The sequence below is a fragment of the Chitinophaga sp. Cy-1792 genome (assembly GCF_011752935.1).
Lineage (GTDB): Bacteria > Bacteroidota > Bacteroidia > Chitinophagales > Chitinophagaceae > Chitinophaga.
Genome location: NZ_VWWO01000002.1, coordinates 16,580 through 39,137 on the forward strand (window position 1 = coordinate 16,580; position 22,558 = coordinate 39,137).

Consider the following 22,558-nt stretch of genomic DNA (forward strand, 5'->3'; position numbering starts at 1 on the left):
AGTATATGCTGTTTTTTGATATTTAATTAAGAAGAAGCTGGCATTACAGGTGCATTGGAGGAGAGTATTAAAACAGTTGTTATTTGCTTTCAAACTTTTAATGTATCCCCATGTTTCGCAATTATATCACTATCGCCTGGCGTAACCTTATACGGTATAAGCTGTTTACGCTGATCAACATTGCAGGATTGGCGGTTGGGCTATCTTCCTGTTGGCTGCTATTACTTTATGTACAGCACGAAACCAGCTATGAAAATTTTCTGCCGCAACAGCAACGCATCTATCGTGCAGTAAATACGGTTAACTGGACTGGCGGAAGTATGAATGTGGCGGTAACCTCCGCACCCTTTGGCCCCGTGTTGCAACGGGATTACGAAGAGGTGCAATCTATGACACGTATACTATCCGATGGTGGCGGCACCTTCGAAGTGAATAATAAACGGTTTGAACTGCCTTCCGTATTTTTTACTGATCCGGTATTTTTCAACATCTTCCAATATCATTTTATAGCAGGAACTGCGGCATCAGCGCTCTCGACGCCTGATGCCATGGTGATTACAAGAGAAACCGCCTCGAAACTCTTTGGCAGTCCTGAAAATGCGATGGGTAAAACCATCGTGGCCGGAGCGCCGGCGGTTTGCCGCGTCACCGGTGTTATTGAAGACCTCCCACACAATTCGCATATGCAGTTCCAGGCGGTAAGGCCGCTGGCACCAGGCTTCGACGCAGATGGCTGGCAGAATTTTAATCTATATACCTATCTCTTACTTAAGCCAGGTGCGGATATTAATACATTGACAAAAAAGCTGGCTGGCTTTTATGATCGTTACCTGAAAGATCACATGGGCGATGGTGTCAGCTATCATATGATTTTACAGCCCATCCATGATATTCACCTGCATTCCAACCTGGATTATGAGCTTGGCCCTAATGGTAATGTTACCTACGTTTACATCTTCCTTTCCGCCGCCATACTGATTTTGCTGATTGCCTGCATTAATTACATGAACCTCGCTACGGCAAGGGCAGCCTTACGCACGAAGGAAGTAGGCCTGCGGAAAGTATTGGGTTCCTTCAGGTGGCAGGTAGCTGGTATGTTCCTGGCAGAGTCGCTGGTGATGGTGACGTTTGCCGGCATCATCGCCATGGGGATCGTCTGGCTGTCATTGCCAGCCTTCAATCAGATTACCGGAACTACTTTCAGTTTGTGGGACTTTGGCGTGCTGAAATCATGGCTGGCAATGGTAACCATTGTACTTAGCACAAGTTTGCTGGCAGGAATATATCCGGCGCTGGTGATATCCGGGTTCAGGCCTGTTACATCCCTGAAAGGCCTTGCTGGCAATCGTTCTCAGGGGATTTTCAGAAAAGTGCTGGTAGTATTTCAGTTTAGTGCGGCCATTATGCTCGCTGCCAGTGCTGTTGTAGCTTACCGGCAACTCAGTTATGTAACACATACTGATCTGGGTTTCAATTCCGATCAGACATTATCCTTTCATCTGCCTTCGGAGGCTTCCAGATACAGGATTCCGGCGATGAAGCAACAACTGCTGAGTAACAGACTGATATTAGGTGTAGCCGCAGCCAGTAATCCTGTCGGTGGCAATGATATCGGTTCTCATGGATATTTTTTTGAACAGGATGGCAAAATTTCTGAATCCAGCCTTCTTGCACAGAATTTATTTGTAGATGCAGATTTTGTGAAAATAATGGATATAAAGATTGCCATGGGTCGAAACTTTTCAGATACAGGGAATGCCGACAGGTACAATACCGTGATAGTAAATGAAACCCTTGTGAAGAAAATGGGTTGGAAGGACCCCATCGGTAAAAGAGTAGAGCAGAAAATTGACAACAAAGGCACGCGTGTATCCTGCAACGTTATAGGCGTAGTAAAGGATTTTCATACCTATTCGCTTCAACATAAAATAGCACCGCTGGTGCTTGAAATGGCGCCGCAACAAACCATGGAGGATAACCTGTATGTTAAGGTGAGTAAGGAAGATATCCCTGGTGCACTTAAATATATAGAAAGTGTTTATAAAGATTTCGACCGGGAGCATGACTTTTCCTACAGCTTCCTGGACCAGAATTTTGCGAAGCAATATGTGGCAGAACGCAGGCAGGAAAAGCTTTTCATGATTTTTACCATATTAGCCCTGTTTATTGCCTGCCTGGGTTTATTGGGATTGGCGGCATTCATGGCTTCTCAGCGTCTCAAGGAAATTGGTGTACGGAAAGTGTTGGGTGCTTCTACGATCAGCATTGTAGGCCTGTTATCGCAGGATTACCTGAAGCTATTGATAGTGGCCATTGTTATCGCGGTGCCGTTGTCTGTCTGGATGATGAATACCTGGTTGCAGCATTTTGCCTATCATATTCAGCCTGGACTTGGCATATTTATTATCACGGCTACGTCGGTGTTGTTAATGGCATTGCTGACAGTGAGTTTTTATGCCTGGAAATCGGCACTGACCAATCCGGCGAAGAGCCTGAAAACGTTGGACTGATAAGCGATTACACCGTCTGGAAGCAGCGCATGCTGATGCTGGCGTTCTGTATTTCTTCATAGGTAAAACGAATATCTTCCCCTTTATTTATTAACCCCAGCGTATAAAGCATTGGCAGATAATGATCATTGGTTGGGATGGCCAGCGCGGCCTCCCGGCCAAGTTGCTGGTAGTTGACCAGCTCATTAAAAGCGCCTTGCTGCAATTTCTTTTTAACGGTTTCATCGAAGGAGATAGCCCAGTCGAAGGGTTTTGCATGCAGTGAAAAGACGATCTGGTATAGGTTATGGACGATATTACCACTTCCAATGATCAGTACCCCCTTTTTTCGTAGTGCCTTTAGCTCCGCTGCCAGTTTAAAATGGTATTCAGGTGGTTGATGATAATCGATACTCAGTTGGTAGACAGGGATGTCGGCGGCAGGGTACATATGCCGTAGAATGGTCCATGCGCCATGATCCAGCCCCCAGTGGTTATCTTCAACAACGTCGGTACTGGTGATGAGTTTTCCTGTTTCTATGGCCAGTTCCGGTGCGCCTGGTGCCGGGTACTGTACCTGGTACAGCGCTTCCGGGAATCCGCCAAAATCGTGTATGGTTTTGGGTTGTAGTGATACCAGTACATGGGTGCCACTGGTGAGCCAGTGCGCAGAAATTACCAGTATGGCGCGGGGTTTCATGGGCAGGGACTTGCTCATCGTTCCCAATGCTCTCGTAAAGGCATTGTCAGCAATCCCATTCATGGGGTTACCATGTCCGATGAACATTACCGGCATTTCATCGGTATTGGTAAACCGGTCGCTAATATTCCTGAAATCGTGTAGATCCATACTGCTGCAACGTTTAGGCTATCCAAATAACATTGTGCCGTATCCATTGGTTCGGAGCAGTTGGCGGGTGATGTTTTTTCCGGGGAGATGATTTTCGTGAAGAGGGTTATTTATTCGAACTGGCTGCTGAAGTCGTCCAGGGAGATATGCTGTAATTTCTTAATAAGCGCGCCTTCTACTTCGGCATAAAGGTTATCAAGATGCAGGTTTATTTGTTTTCCTACGGAGCAGTCCGGATTAGGCATATTTCTGCTGTTTCCCAGGAGGGAAGACTGTTTTACGGCATTATAAATATCGGCTAGCAGGATGGTTTCGGCTGGTTTGGCGAGTGTGGCGCCGCCGTTTTTACCTTCCTTGCTTTCTATAAGGCCATGGTTGCGGAGGTTACTGATTTCTTTACGTACCAGTACGGGGTTACAGTTAATACTGCCAGCGATGAGATCGGAGGGCAATAATTCCCCTTTGGCCCTGGCGAGCAGGGTCAGAATATGAAGTGATATGGGAAATCTGCCGTTATTCATTCTGTAATTTGTGATGTTACAGTACGAAGATACGAATAAAGTCGCGCTTACCGAAATCAGTGGCGGGTAAAGAAATAGATAACCGATGCTAAAATCAGTGCCAGCACGATAAGGGTAATTACACAGCCGTTTTTACTGGGCTTTTTGATGGCATTGGTGAGGCCGCGGGAAGCAAGGAGGCCTTCCAGGTCATTTTTAGCCTGTCTAAGTTCCATTTTTTGGCCAGGGATCTTGTTGTTTTCGGTAAGATAGTACTGGATACCATGGATAAGGCCATGGGAAAGGCAGAGATTGATCGCTTGTTCAGTAATAGCTTTGCGGCTGGCGTTGGAAGAGTGACCGGGCACCACCACACGTTGGCAATGTCTGCAGACGAGAATCGCGTCTGAGCTGTTTTGTTCTGGTATAGCGCGAATAATATCATTACTACCGCAGTACGGACATGCGGTTGAGGCAAGGTCTTTTACAGTGCTCATTAATGGTATATCAGTTTTTATAACTTACGGAAGATAATAAAACATTTCGGGATTGTTCCCGAAATATTTACTGCTTTTTAAGGTGATCAGCGAATACTTTTTTAAATTTTTCAAGTTTAGGCTGAATTACATAGTGGCAATAAGGTTCATTACCATTCTGATTGTAATAATTCTGGTGATAATCTTCCGCTTTATAAAAAACTTTAAAAGGTGCAATTTCGGTCACGATGGGCTTGCTCCAGGCGCCGGATTCCTGCAGTTTCTTTTTGTAATATTCTGCTTTTTCTTTTTGTTCCTGGTTATGGTAGAAGATAACAGAGCGATATTGGGTACCTACGTCGTTGCCCTGACGGTTTAGCTGGGTAGGGTCGTGGCTTACCCAGAATGCCTGTAATAACTCATCGTAGCTGATTTTAGTCGTATCGTAGGTCACTTCGATGACTTCTGCATGGCCGGTGGTGCCGGTACAAACATCTTCATAGGAAGGATTGGGTACAGTACCACCTGAAAATCCGGATTCTACCTTTACTACCCCTTCCAGGGTCTGAAACTGTGCTTCGGAACACCAGAAGCATCCTGCGCCAAAAGTTGCAGCCTGAAGATGGGGGTTATTTTTTAATTCCATATCTTCGTTGACTTTTTCTTTAGCAGCAGATTTAGTTTTTTTATTCTGAGCGCATGCAGACAGCGCCATTGTTAGCAGTAGAACGAATAATAAGTATTTTCGCATAAAATTAAATTTACCGGCGATGATCTAATATAAATGTAAGACGTTATAGCGGCCTAAATTCATAACGTAAATTTTATTTACGTGTAAAATGATACAAAAGAACCACAAGTTCAGTAACTTTAACATTCTTTTTGACTAAGAATGTAAAGGGATGCCCCCGTACCCGTTTGTTGCCGGGCCAGCTGCCGCAGTCTTTTATCCTATTAAGCAAACTGAAATTGTAAATGAATTTTTCAGACTATCAACCGACGTGAGTAGCAGCATGTTGGATGGATGGTCTAATGATGATTAAACGAAGACTAAATTGAAATACTTTCCTGAATCTGCCTTAATGCAGTTGGAATTTGATAAAGTACAGGAGCTTCTCTCGGAGCACTGTAAAACGGAGCTTGGTAAGCAAATGGCTTCAGAACTCCGACTGCACACGCATATAGATTATGTCAGAACAGCCTTACAACAGGCACACGAATATAAACAGCTCACCCTTCTGCAAGAACATTTTCCGAATGATTTTGTGTTGAACCTGAAAACAGAATTAAGATTATTATCTATTCAGGGGGCTGTTTTATCCGGAGAACAAGTCATACATATCCGCCGCTTATCGGAGAGTATGCACAGTATTACACGTTTCTTTGACCATGACCGCAAGCTGCAATACAGTGGCCTGCACCAGGTAATAAAGGATACGTATTACGAGAAAAAAATTACCGCGCTGATCGATGAAGTGGTAGATGAGGTAGGACAGGTAAGGGACAATGCGAGCCAGGACCTGGCTAAGATCCGAATGTCACTTTTCCGTAAACGTAGTGAGTTACGCAAGGTTTTTGACCGCGTTTTGCAGAAATTGCATAAGTCGAACTACCTCGCCGACCAGCAGGAGGCTTTCCTTAACGGACGCCGTGTGGTAGCCATTTACGCGGAATATAAACGCCAGGTAAAAGGCATTATCCATGGTGAATCCGATACCGGAAAAACCACCTTCCTGGAGCCGGAAGATACCATCGAACTGAACAGTGAAGTACAGTCGCTGGAGCGTGAAGAAAGCAGAGAAGTGTACCGTATCCTCAAACAGCTGACTGCCAACCTGAGTAACTACAGTGTTTTGCTGAACAGCTATCATGACATCCTGGGGATTTACGATTTTATCCGTGCTAAAGCCAAGCTGGCACTGGATATGGACGGTAACTTCCCGATGCTGGTACCACATGCGGAGGTACATCTCGTACAGGCTTACCATCCGTTGTTGCTGTTGTATAACCGCAGGAACAGTAAGCCTACTATTCCGGTAAATATTACGCTGGACAAGGATAATCATATCCTGGTGATCAGCGGACCGAATGCCGGCGGTAAAACGGTGACACTGAAAACAGTAGGACTGATACAGCTGATGCTGCAGGCAGGCTTGCTGGTGCCGGTGCACCCGACATCCCAGTTAGGCATCTTCAAACAACTGATGATCCATATCGGGGATACACAGTCATTGGAATTTGAGTTGAGTACTTATTCTTCTCACCTCAAAAACATGAAATATTTCATGGAAAACGCCAATGGCAGAACATTGTTCTTTATAGATGAATTAGGTAGCGGTTCCGATCCTAACCTGGGTGGCGCCTTTGCGGAGGTAATCATGGAAGAACTGGCGAAGAAACATGCGTTCGGTATCGTTACCACGCACTATCTGAACCTGAAAGTGATGGCCAACAAAGTGAAAGGAATCATCAACGGGGCCATGGGCTTTGACGAACAGAACCTGTTACCGATGTATAAACTGATCGTCGGAAAGCCGGGAAGTTCCTATACGTTTTCCATTGCGGAGCGTATCGGGCTTCATCCTTCCCTGATTAACAGGGCCAAGAAACTGGTGGATGAAGGTCATTTTCAACTGGATAAGCTCCTGAACAAAGCCGAGCAGGACCTGCAGAAAGTAGAAGGTAAGGAGAAAGACCTCCAGAAACTGCTGAAGGAGAATGAAAGGCTGAAGAAGGAGTATGAGATCCTGGCGGATAAGGAACGCAAGAATCAGCAGATAACCTTTCTTAAATTGCAGAATAAAATTAAGGAAGATGACCTGCAGTATCTGAAAGATATGGAGCGTAAGCTGAAACAGATCGTGGTAGAATGGAAGCGAGCAGAGAAAAATGACGACCGCGAGAAAGTGATGAAGCAGGCAGAGATATTGTTGTTCCGACGTCGTGAGAAACAGATTAACGAAAAGTTAGATAAGAAAGTACAGGACAAGTTCCAGGAAGTGGGCGGAAATGCCCAGGTAGGCGACCAGGTGAAGATTCTCACTAACAGGCAGGTAGGTAAACTGATCGAGATCCGTGATAAGCGTGCGATCGTTCAGTTGGGAAAAATTCCTATCAATGTTAAGTTGAGCGACCTGGTGGTTGTCCAGGAAAAGATTGCCGAAGAGGGAAACCAATAAAAAAGACCAGAGATGGAAGTAGCCAGCAAACCGCAACAAATACCCGTTTATCGTTTGGAAGATTGTACAGATGATTTTCCTTTCCTGATGTGCAGGATGACAGGAGATGATCCTGTGGCGGAAGAATTTGCCATACCACATCGACACACGGGGTATAGTATAGATATTATTATAAAAGGTAGTATTCACCAGTCGGTGGATTTCAGGCAGCATGAGGTAACCGCACCGGCGATTATGCTGATGGAGCCTGATCAGGTGCACCTGCACCGGATGTCGCCAGACTGTGAGGCTATCTGTATCTATTTTACCGAGGAGTTCCTCGCATCCGAGTTGTTGGGAGTGGTGAGCTGCTGGCGCTGTATTTTTGGTTCCGGGGTTATTCCCTTAAATGAAGAACAACTGGAGGAGTTACTCTCATATGCCCATCTGATTGAGCGGGAATATGAGAGTAGCCGTATCCGGAGAGAGGAGATTATACGTAACCTGCTGAATGCCTTTATTATAGCATGTGGTCGTATATCCGAGCCCGTTACCCGTGAATCCGATAAGATCTGGCTGAATGTAGAAAGCAGTCAATATAATATGGCCCGCCAGTTTAAAGTACTGGTAGACCAGCATTATCGGGAGAAGCCGCAGGTTTCGGATTATGCTGAAATGTTATTTGTTACACCCGGACACCTCAATGATACCGTAAAAGCCCTGATGGGAAGAAATGCGAAATACGTGATAGATGAGAAGCGTATTCTGGAAGCAAAACGGTTACTGTATTGGGGAGAACACTCTGTGAAGCAGATTGCTGCGCACCTGAATTTTGAGGACGATGCCTATTTTAACCGGTTTTTTAAGAAGCATACCGGACAAACTCCGGCAGTGTTTCAACGAGAAAGCCGTGAAAAGTACAATTAAACCCGTAAAAATTTAAATCGTTTAGATTTATAATTTTCTATTTTTGCATCGTGAAATTAAAATAATGACGCTGCCCGTACGTCATTTTAAAATTGAAAGCCATGAAAAGTTTTTAGCGGAGAAAAACCGCATACCTTCAGAATTGCTTAATTAATTCACTTACAGGAGTAACTTATTGCTGTACTCGTTCGTATAACTATGCACATAACTGAATAGTTCTGCGTACAGGATAGTATTACACTGGATGTATAAGCTTTGTGCCCGTAAAGTTTATGCACGTCACAGGTGTACTGCTATGCAATTGTCCCTGCTGTATTCTCACGCCCGAATGCTGTCATTGATATTGATTGCTGCGAAGCAAGGCTGCCTTTTATTGGCCTGAGTCGCAAGGGGGGATTTTATTTTTAGTCGTCAAAAAAATGTAGTATGAAACCATTGAGATCAACATTAACATCATTGCCGGCAGGCCTACTTTATAGCTTTATAGTTCTTTCAGTATTGTCTGGATGCAGTACATCACAGGCAAAAACAGATGTACCGCCACCAGCGGCATTACCTGTGATTAAAGCCGTTACATTACCGGCTACAACGTTTCAGGATTTTTCTGCTTCGGTAGAAGGAACCCGTGATGTGGAAATAAGACCGCAGGTAGACGGTTATCTGACGAATATATCAATAGATGAAGGCGATTACGTTAGAAAAGGTCAAACACTTTTCACAATCGACAGAAGGCCATATGTAGAGCAACTCAACAATGCCACTGCAAATTTACAAGCTGCAACAGCGGCATTAGAGAATGCACAAATCAACGTTGATAAATTGAAACCGCTACTTAGTAATAATGTGGTATCAGATGTTCAATTAAAATCGGCGGAAGCAAGTTACAATTCAGCGAAAGCCAATGTTGCCCAGGCACAGGCCCAGGTGGAAGCCGCCCGTATCAATCTTGGGTTCACCAATATTACTGCACCCAGCGATGGTTATGTAGGTAGTATTCCCTTTAAAACAGGAAGCCTTATTGGCCGAGGAATGGCAGGCGCATTGACTACTATTTCTGAAGTAAAGGACATGCGTGTTTACTTTTCTTTAAGTGAAACCGATTTCCTCAAATTCAAGGAAAAATATCCAGGTAATAGTGTTGCTGAAAAAGTAAAAGGAATGCCAGAGGTGGAATTAATCCTGGCAGATGGCAGTGTTTATCCTGAAAAAGGAAAAGTTGAAACAGTGGAAGGGCAGTTTGACAAAACTATTGGTGCAATTAGTTTACGTGCCAGCTTTCCTAATGCACAGGGAATACTTAGAAGTGGAAGTACCGGTAAAGTGAGAGTACCTACGTTACATGCTTCTGCATTGGTAATTCCTCAGGAGGCCACGTTTGAATTGCAGGACAAAGTATTCATTTATACCGTGGCCGATAGTAATAAAATCGTTACAAAACCACTTACCATTTCCGGCAAAACGTCTAATTATTATTTTGTTACGGATGGCGTAAAGGAGGGGGATAAGATTGTATTATCTTCTCAATCTACCATGATGATGGGTGGTTTAAAAGATGGTGTTGTTATTCAGCCACAGATGGTATCTATAGATAGTTTGTTGAAAGCAAAGCCATTGCTTTAAAATAAGTAAGCGTGAAAGCACGCCAGTGTTAAGAACGTTTATACAAAACATTATTCAAATTGCGCTACAGGCAGTGTTGTTATACACATGCACTGGTTGTATGCGCGCGGACATACCGCATCACATAATTGTTATTTATGTTAAAACGATTTATTGAAAGGCCGGTGTTATCAACGGTTATTTCTATCATATTGGTTATGCTGGGAGGGTTGTCTTTGTTCTCCCTGCCTACGGCTTTATTTCCTGAGATTGCGCCGCCATCGGTACAGGTAATAGCCAATTACCCCGGTGCGAACGGGGAGGTAATAGCCCGTACAGTTGCTACTCCGATAGAAGAATCGGTAAATGGTGTGGAGAACATGACTTACATGACCTCCAACTCCAACAACGATGGTAGCTACATCCTGACAGTTTATTTTAAACAAGGAACGGATCCGGATATTGCGGCAGTAAACGTACAAAACCGCGTATCTAAAGCGAATAGCCAGCTACCTCCGGAAGTATTACAAGCCGGCCTTTCTACACAGAAAGTGCAGAGCAGCTTCCTGATGTTTGTGGCGATATATAGTGAAGATAGCGTTAAGTATAACGAACTGTTCTTAAATAACTATGCAAGAATTAATATCATCCCTCAGTTACAACGTATACCAGGGGTGGCACAGGTACAGCCATTTGGGTCGAAAGACTACTCGATGCGTATCTGGCTGAAACCAGACAGACTTGTTGCGAATAATCTTTCTACTGCTGAAGTGATGAATGCGATCAAAGATCAGAACGTAGAAGCGGCACCAGGACGTTTGGGACAAAGTAGTAAAGAATCTTTCGAGTATATTATTAAATACAAGGGGAAGTTAAATAAGCCGGAAGAGTATGAAAATATGGTGATTAAGGCAAAAAACGATGGTTCTGTTCTTCGTCTTAAAGATTTGGCCAGGGTTGAACTTGGCGGCTATACTTATACTGCTTCGAATTTGCTCGATGGCAAACCAGCTACTGGTTTTGGTATTGTGCAGACACCGGGTTCCAATGCCAATGAAATTCTTACTGAACTGGAACGACAGATTGGAGTATTTGATAAGGCGTTACCCGATGGTATGAAGTTTAAGATCATGTATAACTCGAAAGAGTTTTTGGATGCATCTATAGACCAGGTAAAAGAAACACTGATCATTGCGTTCATCCTGGTAGCCATCGTGGTTTTCATTTTCCTGCAAGATCTGCGCTCTACATTGATCCCGGTAATTGCTGTACCTGTTTCTATTATAGGTACCTTCTTCTTCTTACAATTATTTGGCTTTAGCATTAACCTGCTTACATTGTTCGCACTGGTACTGGCTATCGGTATTGTGGTGGATGATGCCATTGTGGTTGTAGAGGCGGTACACTCCACGATGGAACGAGAGCATCTACCGGCAAGAGAGGCAACAGTTAAAACGATGGGTGAGATATCCGGTGCGATTGTTTCGATAACATTGGTGATGGCAGCCGTGTTTGTACCTGTGAGTTTCGTACAAGGTCCTGCGGGGGTATTCTATAAACAGTTCGCCTTTACACTGGCCATTGCTATTTTTATTTCTGCGGTGAATGCGTTAACACTCAGTCCTGCGTTGTGTGCTTTATTCTTAAAGAACCAGCATATAGGTGAAGGTGGACATAAAAAAGGTTTTGGTGCCCGCTTCTTCGATGCGTTTAATACTGCTTTTAATGCCATGACGGCAAGGTATATACGGAGCATCAAATTCCTGTTGAGAAACAGGTGGGTGGCCATTACCGGATTATTGCTTGTGGTGGTTGCTACAGTTTGGCTGATCAAAACAACACCTACCGGGTTTATTCCGGACGAGGACCAGGGATTCGTAGTGGGTATTACCCAAACACCTCCAGGTAGTTCACTTAGCAGAACGGAGAATGCAACGAACCAGATTAGTAAAATTGTGATGCACGATGAAGGTGTGAGCGATGTATGGGCTGCCAATGGGATGAACTTCGTAACAAATGCGAATGCTTCTCCTAATGCTGCGATATTCGTAAGGTTAAAAGATCGTAAGGAGAGAGGTGTTGTAAAAGACCCTACTGCCATTGCAGGTGGTTTGTTAGGCAAATCAATGCAGGTACATGATGCCTTGACATTCTTTGTTGGCTTTCCAACCATCCAAGGTTTCGGTAATGTGAGCGGGGTAGAAATGATGCTGCAAGACAGAACAAACGGATCGCTGGAGAAATTAGCAGGAACCGCATGGGGTTTTGTTGGGGCGTTAAGTCAGCGGCCGGAAGTGGCAAGTGCGTTCACTACTTTTAATACAGGTAATCCACAATACACAATTGATATAGATGAAATAAAAGTGAAACAATTGGGTGTATCTGTTGGTGATCTGTTGGGTACACTGCAAACTTACTATGGTAGTAGTTTTGTGTCGGACTTTAACCGTTTCGGTAAATATAGCCGCGTAATGGCGCAGGCAGATGTGTCATACCGGATGGATAAAGGTTCATTGGATGCTATTTATGTAAAGAACAACCTGGGTACAATGGTGCCGGTAAGTACAGTGGCCAAATTCACACGTGTATATGGCCCGGAAACAGTTACAAGAAACAACCTGTATACTGCTGTTACCATTAATGCCACACCAAAACCAGGTTATAGTACCGGTGATGTAATTAAAGCCATTGGAGAAGTATCGAAAAAGGCATTACCACAAGGATATGCCTATGAGTTTACGGGTATTACAAGAGAAGAGATAAGAGCAGGGAACCAAACTGCGTTCGTGTTTTTATTGAGTGTATTGTTCGTATTCTTCCTGCTGGCTGCACAGTATGAAAGCTATATCCTGCCACTGGCGGTAATCCTTACTGTACCTACAGGTATATTAGGTGTATATAGTTTCATCGGCTTTAGCGGTATAGAGGGCAATATCTACGTACAAATTGGTATGATCATGCTGATAGGATTATTAGCTAAAAATGCGATCCTGATCGTGGAGTTTGCGCTGCAACGCAGAAAGGCGGGCTATAAGCTTATTGACGCTGCCCTGGAAGCAGCACAGCTTCGTCTTCGTCCGATCTTGATGACTTCCTTTGCCTTCATTGTTGGTATGTTGCCATTAATCTTTACCCAAGGTGCATCTGCCAAAGGAAACCATTCAATTGGTTGGAGTACTGTAGGTGGTATGTTTACCGGGGTAGTCCTGGGTGTATTCATCATACCTGTGCTGTTTGTAATCTTCCAGTTCCTGCAAGAGAAAATCAGCCGTAAGCCGATAGAGGAAGTGGAAGCAGCACATAAAGCAGAGCTGGTACACTAGAATATTAGCATTATCGATTATCAGAATTAGATAAAAAGAAAAATGAAAACAAGATATAGCTTATTTTACTTTTTGTTGTTCTCCTTAGTTGTAGGTTTAGCAGCATGTCGGGTGGGTCGCAATTATGAGCGGCCCCCGATGCCGCTGCCTGCGCAGTTTAACGGCGCAGCGCCGTCAGACAGCAGTATAGCAGGGATGGAGTGGAGACAATTTTTTACCGATCCGGTATTGCAGTCGTTGATAGATAAGGCAGTAAAGGGTAACCTGGATTTGCAGCTGGCGATGAAGCGTACAGATGCAGCGCAGCAGTATCTGAAACAGGCGAAAGTGAACTGGTTGCCGTCTTTTACCGGTAACCTGAGTGGTTCTACCAGTTTCCCGTCCAAGAATAGTTTGAATGGGGTAAGTATGACCAACTTCGGATTGGGAGATCATATAGAAGATTATACCCTTGGCGTGAATATGTCGTGGGAGATAGATATCTGGGGAAAGATCCGTCGTCAGAAAGAAGCGGCGCTGGCTAGTTACCTGCAAACCTATGAAGGGGCACATGCTGTTCAGACGAGCATTGTTGCCGGTATAGCCAACAGCTATTTCAATTTGCTGATGCTGGACAAGCAGCTGGAGGTGGCGCAGAAGAATGTGGCCCTGAGTGATACCATCGTGCAGGTAATGCGACTGCAGAAGACTGCCGGTGAGGTGACGGAGCTGGCTATTCAGCAGGCTTTATCCCAACAGCAGACCGCGGCGTTGCTGGTACCTCAGCTGGAGCAGGCTATTGCCATCCAGGAGAATGCCATTCAGATCCTGACTGGGGAATTGCCTGGCAAAGTGGCGCGTGACCGTAAGCTGCGTGATTTCGTAGTACCTGAAAGTTTGCCTACTGGTATTCCGGCGGATATGATCAGTCGTCGTCCGGATGTGAGAGCAAATGAAATGGGGTTGGTGGCAGCTAATGCGAGAGTAGGGGCGGCACAGGGTAATATGTACCCTCAGCTGACGATTACCGGCAGTGGCGGGTTAAATTCCTTTAAAACCAGCAATTGGTTCAATATTCCGGCCTCTTTATTCGGTACAGTGGCAGGAGGGCTTACGCAGCCGATCTTCCAGAAAAGGGCTTTAAAAACGCAATTAGAGGTGGCCAGGATAGAACGTGACCAGGCAGCGATTACTTTCCGACAGTCGGCATTGAATGCGATTGGTGAAGTAAGTGATGCATTGGTAAAGCTGGACAAGGTGAAAGTACGTCAGGAGCTGGTAGCGGTTCAGGTGCAGACCACCGAGAAGGCAATCAGCCAGGCACAGATGCTGTTTCGCAGTGGAATGGCTAACTACCTCGAAGTGATTACTGCGCAGAGCAGGTCGCTGGAATCAGAATTAAATCAGGCCAGCATCGACAGGGAGCGTTTGTCTGCCATGGTAGACTTATACCGTGCCCTTGGCGGCGGCTGGAAATAAGATACTCAGGAAGTACGGGCCAGGAGGTAAGAGTGATGAATCAGTCATAGCCATACACGAAGACCCACATAAAACAGACAGGAAATAGATAAAATGCCTGGTTCGTACATCCTTTGTTTGAGGCGCAAAGCAGTGTGGTAGCGGATTTAAGAATATTTTTCAAAATTATTTTGGTGATATCGATTCGTTTCATACCTTTGCGCTCCATCAGGAGAGTTGGCAGAGCGGTCGATTGCGGCAGTCTTGAAAACTGTTGACTGTAACAGGTCCCGGGGTTCGAATCCCTGACTCTCCGCAGAAATTTAGAAAGGGGGTAATCATTTTATGATTATCCCCTTTCTCTTTTTGCATAAAATCGTCAATGTTGATTGTTTCAAATGCAGGATTTTAATCGGTAAAAGTTTATTTTAGCATTAAACTACTGAAACTGTTATCAATTGAGGAGATATGGCAGACGTGCATTCCAGAGAGCGCAGGAGCTACAACATGAGTAAAATCAAGGGGAAGGATACCAAACCTGAAATGATAGTGAGAAGGTTTCTTTTTTCTAAAGGTCTGAGGTATAGGCTGCATGACAAAAAGTTATCAGGCAAACCGGATTTGGTATTCCCTGGAAAAAAGACAGTACTTTTTATTAACGGGTGTTTCTGGCATGGTCATTCCGGATGCAGGTATTTTGTTATACCCAAAACAAAAACCGAATGGTGGACTGATAAAATTGAGAAGAATAAATCTAATGACCTGGCCGCAATTGAGAAACTACAGGCATCTGGATGGAAAGTGGTTGTAGTTTGGGAATGTGAATTGAAGAAAGGAAACCAGCCAGCAACATTGAACAATCTTTACTTAAGTATAATCCAGGATATAAATCGTACTATATAAGATCTAATGATACCAATTATTGACATTTTCGCAGGGCCGGGAGGATTAGGTGAAGGATTTTCATCAGTACTTGATCAGAATAAAGAAAGGGTTTTTAAAATTAAATTATCGATTGAGAAGGACTACCATGCGCATCAGACATTGCAGCTGAGAAGCTTTTTCCGGCAATTTCCCGTAGGGAAAGCTCCGGAAGAATATTATGCATTTGTGCGTGGGGAGATTTCTCTGGATGAATTATATGATGCGTTTCCAGAGGAGGCTGACCATGCTAAGGCAGAAGCCTGGTGTGCAACATTGGGTGAGCCTGACGAAAGTGATACAAATGGAGTTAGTAACGAAGAAATAGATAAGCGGATCACGAAGATGTTGAAGGATGCCGGTGACTGGGTATTAATTGGGGGGCCGCCATGTCAGGCATATTCTCTGGCAGGTCGATCAAGAAGGCAGGAGAAAAAACTTGATGAGACTAAGGATAAAAGAGTAGGTCTTTATAAGGAGTATTTGCGGATTATAGCCGTTCATAATCCTGCTGTTTTTGTGATGGAGAACGTGAAAGGATTGTTGTCTGCTCAAACTGAGGAGGAATATATATTTGGCAGGATACTTAAGGATTTGTCAGATCCGGTAGCGGCCTGTCAGTCAGAAGGAGAGGCTGTTGTGGGGAAGAAAAAGGCTTCAAAATACCGCATATATTCCCTCACAACCAAGGCTTCACAGTATGATATGTATAGTGGTGCTCCTACTTTTGCTCCTAAGGATTTTATAATAAAAGCAGAAGATTATGGAGTGCCTCAGAAAAGACATAGGGTAATATTACTTGGAATCAGAGAGGATGTCCGGGCTCCGGAAAAAACTTTACAACGGACAGAAGAGATAACTTTACAATCTGTAATAGGTAATCTGCCTTCCATACGAAGTGGGATGACAAAGAAATTTTCGCATATTACCACAATTAAAAATAATGAAGGTAATGAGGTTAAGAAGAGGCATTATAGTACTGTAGAGGATAATGACGAAAATTGGTTAAAATATATTCATAAATATACAAAGCAAGTAAACAGAATACTTGGAATTGAGCCGGATTCAGATATTATTGAATATCCATCAGGACTTGGGACTGAGTTTTGTGTTTCCGCAAAAAGTAACCTGAGAGTGGGACACCTTTTAAAGAAGTGGTATGCGGATCCCCGATTGAATGGTGTATTACAGCATGTATCCCGAAAGCACCTGGTACAGGACCTGAAGCGGTATCTGTTTGCTGCGAAATATACAGCGTTAAATGGTTCTTTCCCCAGAATGGAAGATTACAAGAAAGCCGGAGCAGACTTATTGCCTGATCATGAAAATGCTGATTCAGGTAAATTTGCAGATCGTTTCAGAGTACAGGTTCCTAATGCTGCGGCTACAACAATTACGAGTCATATAGCAAAAGATGGTCACTATTTTATTCATTACGACTCGTTACAGTGCCGTACACTGACCGTTAGAGAAGCAGCCAGAATTCAAACTTTCCCCGATAATTATTATTTCTGTGGAGAGCGCACCCAACAATACCATCAGGTGGGAAATGCTGTACCTCCCTATCTGGCGTGGCAGATTGCCCAGATTGTTCAGGATGTATTTCATTAATTGTCTGATTGTGTTTGTCATTACCCGGTAAAATCAGTTATTTTAGATAAATAGGGTAGGTGTAAACTGAATAAATAACTTACAAGATAGATTTATAAATGAATTTCCTATATATGTTATAATTATCATTGTAATGAAAGAGGATTATTCCCGTTATAAGACCCGTATAGCTGATCCTGTGGCGCCCCGAATGTTAAATTCCTTACGTGCGGTAGGTTATACCCTTGGAGCAGCCCTTGCTGATATACTTGATAACTCTATCTCAGCAGAAGCAAAGAATATCTGGATTGATTTCAATTATTCAGACCAGGAATCTTTTATTTCGATTGAAGATGATGGTCGTGGAATGAATGATCTGGAATTGGAAGAGGCTATGAGACTAGGTAGCAGAATACCTGATGATGAGCGTCTTTTGGATGATTTAGGCCGGTTTGGGATGGGATTGAAAACGGCATCACTATCTCAATGTAAAAGTTTATCAGTAATGTCAAAGAAGAACGGTGAGCAGGCTGCATATTTGACATGGGACCTGGACTTTATTTGTAATGTTTCTAAAAAATGGGAGCTTTTGGAATATATGCCCGAAGGTGATTGGGTCAACAGGTTTGGCAGTCGGGAAAAAGGCACAACGGTTCTCTGGAAGAAATTAGATAGGATAATTGACTTTAAAGCCGGCAGCTATGAAAAAATAAGCAGAAATTTAGAAGCGGCTTTACTTAAGGCGAAAGATCATCTCGCAATGGTTTTTCATAGGTTTATTGAAGACAGGCAGGTTAAAATCTATCTGCGTGGCAGAGAGATTGAACCCTGGAATCCATTCCTGACAGAACATTCTGCAACTCAACATTTACCAGAAGAAATACTTGATCTATCGGGAACTAAACTCAGGGGATTCATTCTTCCGCACCAATCCAGACTAACAGTAAATGAGTTTAACAGAATGGAGGGGGGGAAGGGGTGGAATGGCCAGCAGGGTTTTTACATTTACCGGAATAAGCGACTACTTATCGGGGGGAGCTGGCTTGGTCTTTTGCGGAAGAACCCAATGTATAGACTGGCACGGATCTCGCTGGACTTTCCTGCTTCTCTGGATGCCGAATGGCAGATTGATATCAAGAAATCGACTGCAAGATTTCCTCCGGGATATATTAACAGGTTAAAGGCATATGCGAATGCTGTATGTTCTAGATCTTCGGGTGTATTCACAAATAAAGGGGCAATTATTCGAAATAGAGGAACTTCCAGTTTTGATTTCCAGCCAGTTTGGATGGAGAAGCAGAAGTTTGGCAATAGGTTTTACGAAATCAACAGACATCACCCCATTATAGTCAACGCGCAGCCACAGGATTTTATGAAAATACTGAAGCTTCTTGAAGAGACAGTGCCAGTGAATATACAGCAGCCTGGTTCTGAGAACACGGTTTCAAGGCCCTTCGAAGGAGAGAGACTGAATGAGCTAAAGGAGATTATGCTGGAAATATATCAGTCACTAATGAAGACGTGTAGTTCAGATGATGCCAGGTCGCAACTTTTTATGATTGAACCTTTTAATGAGTATCCGGAAATAATTGCGAGTCTATGAGTAATAACTATGGCAAGGCAAAAAGTATTTGTTTAAACCTGCTTTCTGATGAGATTGAAGCTGTTAATGCTGAATCTATTCGTAATACATTGGATAGAGTAGGTCCTTTATTTAATCTGGAAAATGTGGACAGGGAAAAGCTGCAAAAGGAGCTGGAATCGATGTATGCTGTGTTTTCAAACCAATACAAAGCACTGGATGACAGTAGCCGTCCGGAGCCGTGGGTGAAAAATGCCAGGGCTGCATTTCAGTGGCGCTTCTGGAATCGCTACAGGCGCCTCCTGGAGAAGAAAAATTATGCGCCGGATACAATTAATAAGTTGGATAATCTCACTGATGATATTCTAGACAGATTACCAGCTCCGGGAACAGCAGAACGATATGATAAACGTGGGTTGATTGTGGGGCAGGTGCAGTCCGGAAAAACCGGAAATTACATAGGGCTCATATGCAAAGCGGCTGATGTTGGCTATAAGATTATTATTGTTTTGGCCGGCGTACACAATAGTTTGAGATCCCAAACCCAGCTAAGGATTGATGAAGGTTTTCTAGGCTTTGATACACAATTGGCGCGAAGTCTGAATTTAACAAATAACAGAATCGGAGTGGGGAAGTTTCCGCCTGAAGTAGTCGCACATTCACTCACAACAAATGCTATTGACGGAGATTTTAGTCGCCAGGCTTCAGAAAAGGCGGGAGTAAATATTCGGGGAAATGACCCTATTATCATTACGGTTAAGAAAAACGCTACTGTTTTAAAAAACCTCCTCAGCTGGTTATATGGTCGTGGTGAAACAATGAGTGATAACCTTAAGCTGATCAGGAATGTCCCATTGCTTATCATTGATGATGAGGCGGATAATGCATCCATTAATATCAGTAAAAGTAAGGTTTCCGGAATAAATGGATGTATAAGAGCGCTGATTAAACTATTTGAGCAAAGTGTATATATCGGATATACAGCAACCCCGTTTGCAAATATTTTTATTAAGCCAGGAGGCGCGCGAGACGATGAAAAAGGGTTATTAAATGTAAATAATTTATCATTCTCAATGGGAGATGATATTTTCCCCAAGAATTTTATCATTAATATACCGGCTCCTTCAAACTATGTTGGTCCTGAAAAAATTTTTTCAATCAATATAGGAAATGGGTTAACTACCGAAAAGGAGTTTGTCAGACTTTATGAGATTGTAACTGACTATCTGCCATATATAAAAGAAGGCCATAAGCCATTTAATCCGGAGAAGAAACAGGCAGACACGAGAATGGAAGATATTCCTCCAACTCTGAAGAAAGCAATAAAATATTTTTTCCTGGTATGCGCGGCAAGAAGGGCAAGGGGGCAGTTTAAGGAGCATAATTCGATGCTGATTCATATGTCAAGATTTGTATCCTGGCAGGATAGAATTGCAAACATTGTACTTGAAGTAGTAAAGGATTATGCGGGGAAAGTAGAACTTAATGATCCATACTTTTTGAGAGAGCTTGAAATATGCTGGCGTGATGAATTTATGCCCAAAACCAAACAGGTAATTGAGGAAAGGCTTGTAAACGATGCCAACATAACGGTCATAGAGTGGCTTGATCTCTTACCGCATCTGCATCCTGCAGTATCTAAAATTGAAGTAAGGGCGATACATGGAGACAAAAGAATCGAGGGGCTTGAACATAAGAATATCCGCCCTTTGGATTATTATGACAACCGTGAATCCGGTATGTCAGTTATTGCGATAGGAGGAAATAAATTGTCACGTGGTCTTACATTGGAAGGTCTCACCATTAGTTATTTTTTACGTGCTTCCAAAATGTATGATACGCTGATGCAAATGGGACGGTGGTTTGGGTACAGGCCCGGGTATCTGGATTTATGCAGGCTTTTTACAAGTAGTGAAATGATTCAGTGGTATCGTCATATAACCGTTGCGACAGAAGAAATGCGTGCCGAGTTTGATCATATGAGTGATCTGGGACGTAGTCCACAGGATTACGGACTTAAAGTCAGGACACATCCTGGGGCGTTGGTAATAACAGCAGCTAATAAATTTGGCTACAGAAAGATAATGACCTTGAGTTTTTCAGGAAGGCTCATCGAAACATATAAATTCAAAAAAGGAGACAGGCAGCGTCAGCTTCAGAATTATAACCGAACAATTCAGTTGATAAATGACCTTGGCGTACCAGGGAAGCTTCGGAATTCTGATCCGGCCTTTAGAAATCACTTCGTATGGAGCCAGGAAAATAATGTTGATCTGGTTATTGATTTTTTAAATGCCTACACTACAGATCAACCTTCATTTAATAAGGTACTTATCACAAGATATATTACTGCCCAGGTAGAGAAAAATCATTTATGCAACTGGACAATCGTCCTGATTAATAATACAAAAGATGCTTCTCTGGTTCCGATCAACAACCTGGTTAAAATTGGTTTAACTTCAAGGGCAGATGTTGGTGACGATACAGATTATGTAATAACACAGTCACGACTTATCGACCCTCGTCATGAATACATTGATTTGACTGATGAAGAGATAAGAAGAGCCCAAAAGATTGCGGAAGACTCAGGAAATGGCAGGTTAACGGAAATCCCGTCACCTCCGCTCATCAGGGCAGTCAGAAGGCCATCAAATGCGCTTCTGCTTATTTATCTGCTTGATAACAAGCCAGACAAGGACAAGGCTTCTGTTGCAGATGTGCCTCTTGCAGGGTTGGCAATTAGCTTTCCTCAAATTATCAAAGATGTTCCTATTGAATATGCGGTCAACGAGCAATTCCTCAAAGAATTGGATTATCCGGAAGAACTTGATGAAAGAGATGTGGAGGATGATGGTATTATCAGTGATGATAAGCAGTATACGACCAAGGAATCTCTGGATAGTTTTCTGGAAAACAAAGGGGGAGTTAATAAGTTACTTGGGCAGGATGAGTTTTTCAAACGAGGAGTTAAAGTTAGGTTCAGTGCCTCGCCACGAATGACAGGACAGCCTACCGCAATACCTATGAACGTGAAACCAGATGATAGTATCCCGTACTTCAGAGCTGAGGATATATCGAGGTATTATGTTAATAGAAGTCCCGATTTTTGGATAGCGGATCCAGATACTGCAGTTATAGAGGAAGATATGGTTATTGCCCCTCGTATATATTCTGGTCAGGCCTTTGGATTGTGTTCTGGAAAATACATGATAGATGATGACTGTATTCAGATCGGAATTGCTGATATACCCGCGCCATATTTGTGTGCATTGTTAAACTCAGTATTTTTTGCATACTATGTTATTAGCTTGAACCCTGAAACCAATGCTGAAACAGGTGAGCTTGTAAGACAATTTCCTATTGACAGAAGTGGATCGGATAATGTAGGGATTATGTCTCTTGTTTGGGGAATTCAAATGCTGAATTCAACCTATAATACCCGTGAGTCAAGCAAATTGTCTTCCTACTTTATTAACGTTCTGGATGCTGCGATATTTGAGATTTATTTTCCAGAGGAATTTAAGGAATCGAATCTGTCAGTTCTTTCTGAGCTCACGATGTTGCCCCCTTTTGATAATAGTCTGAAGCAACTTCAGGAATTCTATGAAACAATGAACAGGCCTGATAGTGCTATCAAAAAAGCGGTATACGCAGTTACGACAATTGATAAAATTAACTACATATACAGGAATCTGTAGCTGACCCA

14 protein-coding genes and 1 tRNA gene are annotated in these 22,558 nt (G+C 43.3%); 11 read left to right on the forward strand and 4 right to left on the reverse strand.

The features are described from left to right. Nucleotides 1-110 precede the first annotated feature (110 nt). Nucleotides 111-2,510: an ABC transporter permease gene (locus F3J22_RS14335; RefSeq protein ID WP_167018516.1), complete on the forward strand. Its 2,400-nt coding sequence runs from the start codon at nucleotides 111-113 to the stop codon at nucleotides 2,508-2,510. A gap of 7 nt (nucleotides 2,511-2,517) precedes the next feature. On the opposite strand, the gene ygiD is transcribed toward F3J22_RS14335, so the two are convergent. From ygiD to msrA, 4 genes are all read right to left on the reverse strand, one after another. Next, the gene (ygiD, locus tag F3J22_RS14340) at nucleotides 2,518-3,339 is read right to left on the reverse strand and encodes a 4,5-DOPA dioxygenase extradiol (RefSeq protein WP_167018518.1); all 822 of its coding nucleotides are present in this window, start codon (nucleotides 3,337-3,339) and stop codon (nucleotides 2,518-2,520) included. Nucleotides 3,340-3,449: 110 nt separating this feature from the next. After that, on the reverse strand, nucleotides 3,450-3,860 hold the full coding sequence (locus F3J22_RS14345) for an Rrf2 family transcriptional regulator (RefSeq protein WP_167018520.1): 411 nt from the start codon (nucleotides 3,858-3,860) through the stop codon (nucleotides 3,450-3,452). A 56-nt stretch (nucleotides 3,861-3,916) separates the two neighbouring features. Further along, nucleotides 3,917-4,336, reverse strand: coding sequence for a hypothetical protein (locus F3J22_RS14350; RefSeq protein WP_167018522.1), 420 nt, complete (start codon nucleotides 4,334-4,336; stop codon nucleotides 3,917-3,919). 67 nt (nucleotides 4,337-4,403) lie between these two features. Continuing rightward, nucleotides 4,404-5,066 (reverse strand): peptide-methionine (S)-S-oxide reductase MsrA, encoded by a 663-nt coding sequence (gene msrA, locus F3J22_RS14355; RefSeq protein ID WP_167018524.1) that lies wholly within the window; start codon nucleotides 5,064-5,066, stop codon nucleotides 4,404-4,406. Between the two features lie 331 nt (nucleotides 5,067-5,397). Here msrA and F3J22_RS14360 point away from each other — a divergent pair, with 331 nt between their 5' ends. The 10 genes from F3J22_RS14360 (at nucleotide 5,398) to F3J22_RS14405 (ending at nucleotide 22,550) form a co-directional block, all read left to right on the forward strand. Then, on the forward strand, nucleotides 5,398-7,494 hold the full coding sequence (locus tag F3J22_RS14360) for an endonuclease MutS2 (protein WP_240155105.1): 2,097 nt from the start codon (nucleotides 5,398-5,400) through the stop codon (nucleotides 7,492-7,494). A 12-nt stretch (nucleotides 7,495-7,506) separates the two neighbouring features. Beyond that, entirely contained in the window at nucleotides 7,507-8,400 is an 894-nt protein-coding gene (locus F3J22_RS14365) for a helix-turn-helix domain-containing protein (protein ID WP_167018528.1), read from the forward strand. 426 nt (nucleotides 8,401-8,826) lie between these two features. After that, on the forward strand, nucleotides 8,827-10,020 hold the full coding sequence (locus F3J22_RS14370; protein WP_167018530.1) for an efflux RND transporter periplasmic adaptor subunit: 1,194 nt from the start codon (nucleotides 8,827-8,829) through the stop codon (nucleotides 10,018-10,020). Between the two features lie 137 nt (nucleotides 10,021-10,157). Next, nucleotides 10,158-13,322 carry an efflux RND transporter permease subunit gene (locus F3J22_RS14375; protein ID WP_167018532.1) on the forward strand — a complete coding sequence of 1,055 codons (3,165 nt, stop codon included), beginning with the start codon at nucleotides 10,158-10,160 and terminating at the stop codon, nucleotides 13,320-13,322. 42 nt (nucleotides 13,323-13,364) lie between these two features. After that, nucleotides 13,365-14,780: an efflux transporter outer membrane subunit gene (locus tag F3J22_RS14380; RefSeq protein WP_167018534.1), complete on the forward strand. Its 1,416-nt coding sequence runs from the start codon at nucleotides 13,365-13,367 to the stop codon at nucleotides 14,778-14,780. A 210-nt stretch (nucleotides 14,781-14,990) separates the two neighbouring features. Next, nucleotides 14,991-15,075, forward strand: a tRNA-Ser gene (locus tag F3J22_RS14385). 152 nt (nucleotides 15,076-15,227) lie between these two features. Further along, nucleotides 15,228-15,662, forward strand: a complete 435-nt coding sequence (locus tag F3J22_RS14390) for a very short patch repair endonuclease (protein ID WP_167018536.1) — start codon at nucleotides 15,228-15,230, stop codon at nucleotides 15,660-15,662. Nucleotides 15,663-15,668: 6 nt separating this feature from the next. Further along, nucleotides 15,669-17,291, forward strand: a complete 1,623-nt coding sequence (locus tag F3J22_RS14395; RefSeq protein WP_167018538.1) for a DNA cytosine methyltransferase — start codon at nucleotides 15,669-15,671, stop codon at nucleotides 17,289-17,291. A gap of 133 nt (nucleotides 17,292-17,424) precedes the next feature. Further along, complete coding sequence (locus tag F3J22_RS14400) at nucleotides 17,425-18,873, forward strand: ATP-binding protein (RefSeq protein ID WP_167018540.1); 1,449 nt, start codon at nucleotides 17,425-17,427, stop codon at nucleotides 18,871-18,873. Further along, on the forward strand, nucleotides 18,870-22,550 hold the full coding sequence (locus tag F3J22_RS14405; RefSeq protein ID WP_167018542.1) for a Z1 domain-containing protein: 3,681 nt from the start codon (nucleotides 18,870-18,872) through the stop codon (nucleotides 22,548-22,550). The genes F3J22_RS14400 and F3J22_RS14405 overlap by 4 nt, the downstream gene beginning before the upstream one ends. Nucleotides 22,551-22,558: the final 8 nt, after the last annotated feature.